The sequence below is a fragment of the Mycobacterium sp. genome, assembly GCF_035314665.1.
Classification (GTDB): Bacteria; Actinomycetota; Actinomycetes; order Mycobacteriales; family Mycobacteriaceae; genus Mycobacterium.
The window spans coordinates 1-2805 of sequence record NZ_DATFZD010000084.1 but is presented as its reverse complement, the minus strand read 5'-3'; the positions used below and the strand labels follow the sequence as shown (position 1 = coordinate 2805).

Annotated in this window: 3 protein-coding genes and 1 pseudogene; 2 read left to right on the top strand and 2 right to left on the bottom strand. The window is 64.4% G+C overall.

Going from position 1 to position 2805, the window contains the following annotated elements:
- The first annotated feature begins 13 nt into the window (after positions 1-13).
- Together VKI00_RS06300 and VKI00_RS06295 are read left to right on the top strand one after the other, a co-directional pair.
- On the top strand, positions 14-796 hold the full coding sequence (locus tag VKI00_RS06300) for an SDR family oxidoreductase (RefSeq protein WP_324436144.1): 783 nt from the start codon (positions 14-16) through the stop codon (positions 794-796).
- Positions 796-1944 carry a sulfotransferase gene (locus VKI00_RS06295; protein ID WP_324436143.1) on the top strand — a complete coding sequence of 383 codons (1149 nt, stop codon included), beginning with the start codon at positions 796-798 and terminating at the stop codon, positions 1942-1944. Before VKI00_RS06300 ends, VKI00_RS06295 begins: the two co-directional genes overlap by 1 nt.
- Positions 1945-1947: 3 nt before the next feature.
- Here VKI00_RS06295 and VKI00_RS06290 read toward each other — a convergent pair whose 3' ends face one another.
- Positions 1948-2415 (bottom strand): hypothetical protein, encoded by a 468-nt coding sequence (locus tag VKI00_RS06290; RefSeq protein ID WP_324436142.1) that lies wholly within the window; start codon positions 2413-2415, stop codon positions 1948-1950.
- A pseudogene (locus tag VKI00_RS06285) lies at positions 2412-2805 on the bottom strand (3-ketosteroid-9-alpha-hydroxylase); the annotation flags it as partial. The pseudogene VKI00_RS06285 and the gene VKI00_RS06290, both read right to left, overlap by 4 nt.

The window sequence follows — 2805 nt, the reverse complement described above, 5'->3', positions numbered from 1 at the left end:
CAAGGATGCTGGGATGACGAAGATGCTTGACGGCAAGGTCGTGGTGATCAGCGGGGTGGGCCCGGGTTTGGGTACGACGCTGGCGCACCGGTGCACACGAGAGGGCGCCGATCTGGTGCTGGCCGCCCGCACCCCGGAACGCCTGGACGACGTCGCCAAGCAAATCGCCGACGTCGGGGGTCGGGCGGTGACGGTACGCACCGACATCACCGACGACGATCAGGTCGCCAACCTTGTCGACGCCACCATTGAGGCCTACGGAAAGGCCGACGTGCTGATCAACAACGCGTTCCGGGTGCCGTCAATGAAGCCGTTGGCCGGCACCACATTTCAGCACATCCGCGACGCGATCGAGCTCAGCGCGCTGGGAGCGCTACGGCTTATCCAGGGCTTCACCCCGGCGCTGGCCGCATCGCACGGCTCCGTCGTCAACGTCAACTCCATGGTGATCCGACACTCCCAGGCGAAATACGGCGCCTACAAGATGGCCAAGTCCGCGCTGCTGTCCATGTCGCAGTCATTGGCCACCGAGCTCGGCGAGCAGGGCATTCGCGTCAATTCTGTTGCTCCCGGCTACATCTGGGGCGACACCTTGCAGGCCTACTTCAACCACCAGGCCGGCAAGTACGGCACCACACCGGACCAGATCTACCAGGCCACGGCGGCGAACTCCGACCTCAAGCGGCTGCCCACCGAGGACGAGGTGGCGTCGGCGATTCTGTTCATGGCCAGCGACCTGTCCAGCGGCATCACCGGCCAGACCCTTGATGTCAACTGCGGCGAGTACCACACCTGATGACCGCGGCACGCACCGATATCGCGACTGTCGACGAGCTGCACGCCTCGGCCACCAAGGTGGTTGGCCTCGACGACTTCGGCGCCGACGACGACAACTACCGCGAAGCGCTCGCCGTGTTGCTGGACTCTTACCAGCGCGAAGCCGGGCTTACGGTGTTGGGCAGCAAGATGAACCGCTTCTTTCTGCGCGGTGCCCTGGTGGCCAGGCTGCTGTCCGAGTCCGCGTGGAAGCAATACCCGCAACATGCCGACGTCGCCATCAAGCGGCCCATCTTCGTCACCGGGCTGGTTCGCACCGGCACTACGGCGCTGCACCGGCTACTCGGCGCGGATCCGGCCCACCAGGGCCTGCACATGTGGCTGGCCGAGTTCCCGCAGCCGCGGCCGCCACGCGACACCTGGGAATCCAATCCGCTGTATCGCCAACTCGACGCGCAGTTCACCCAGCATCATCAGGACAACCCCGGCTACACCGGCCTGCATTTCATGGCCGCATACGAGCTGGAGGAATGCTGGCAGCTGTTGCGGCAGTCGCTGCATTCGGTGTCCTACGAGACGCTGGCGCACCTGCCCGGCTATTCCCAGTGGCTCGCCGGACAGGACTGGACGCCGTCGTACCGGCGGCACCGCAAGAACCTTCAGTTGATCGGACTCAATGACGCCGAAAAGCGTTGGGTGTTAAAGAATCCCAGCCATCTGTTCGCGCTGGACGCGCTGATGGCGACCTATCCCGACGCGCTGGTGATTCAGACTCACCGGCCGGTCGAGACGATCATGGCCTCGATGTGTTCGCTGGCTCAGCACACCGCCGAAGGCTGGTCGACGACGTTCGTCGGGCCTCAGATAGGTGCCGACTCGATGAAAACCTGGTCGCGCGGACTGGAACGATTCAACACCGCGCGCGCCAAATACGATCCGGCACAGTTCTACGACGTCGATTATCACGACCTGATCGCAGACCCACTGGGGACGGTGGCCGACGTCTACCGGCACTTCGGTATGAGCCTGACCGACGCGGCGCGGCAGGCCATGGAGGAGAGCCACGCCGAGAGCCAGACGGGCGCACGCGCGCCCAAACACAAGTATTCGTTGGCTGATTACGGGCTGACCGCCGAAGAAGTCAAGGAGCGCTTCGCCGGGCTGTAACGGCTAGCCGTCGCCGGCGGGCGGGGCGGTGGACACTGCCTCCAAACACCCCTCCGCAACGGCATGTTCGATGCTGTCATTCAGTTTCGGGCAGGCGCGCGTGCGCGCGCTGTCCTCGCCGGACGCGCGCAGTTCCGCGAAGTAGGCACAGCGTTGCGACGCGTCGGTATTCCACTGCACCGCGGTATGCCCCGGTCCGAGCCTCTTGACGTTGACCGTGGCATGGCAGAACCGGCAGTCCACCGCCTGCAGACCCGTCGTCAGGTAGCGGGTGCGGTCGGCCTGGGTCGCCTCACGCACCGCAGCGGCGCGCTCCGGGTCGTTGTCGAAAGCCGTTGCCTTAGAACAAGATCCGCCACGCCTCCCGCGAGCGGCCGGTACCAGCTCGTCATGGCTGTCATGATCACCATGGAGCATTAGCATCGACCGAGCCAGTCGATCGACGTCGGGCGGCTCTTCACGCGGGGTCATGTCGAGACCTGGGAGGGCTGTCCTTCCGTTTCGGCCTGCCGCTTGAGGTTCTCGTCGACCTCAACGTGCCACTTCTCGTTGGCGATGGTGGTGTCCACCTCGATCTCGAAGCGGTCGGTCATGTCCGGCGTGACGTCGGCGACGTCGACGTAGAACTGCTGATACCAGCGTCGCATCTGGTAGACGGCGCCGTCCTCCTCGACCAGTAGCGGGTTGTCGATACGCGTCTTGTGCCGCCAAATCTCGACATCCTGCAGGAAGCCCTTGCTGACGCCTTCGGTGAAGACTTTGGCCAGCTTGTTCGTCATCTTCTCGTCCATGCCCTTGGGCTTTTCGACGATGACGCCCCACTGCAGCACGAACGAATCCTGGGTCACGGGGTAGTGGCAG

Excerpts from the sequence above, each read along its gene's own strand:
- VKI00_RS06300 (WP_324436144.1), top strand. The coding sequence starts at position 14 with ATGACGAAGATGCTTGACGGCAAGGTCGTGGTGATCAGCGGGGTGGGC.
- VKI00_RS06295 (WP_324436143.1), top strand. The coding sequence starts at position 796 with ATGACCGCGGCACGCACCGATATCGCGACTGTCGACGAGCTGCACGCC.
- VKI00_RS06290 (WP_324436142.1), bottom strand. The coding sequence starts at position 2,415 with ATGACCCCGCGTGAAGAGCCGCCCGACGTCGATCGACTGGCTCGGTCG.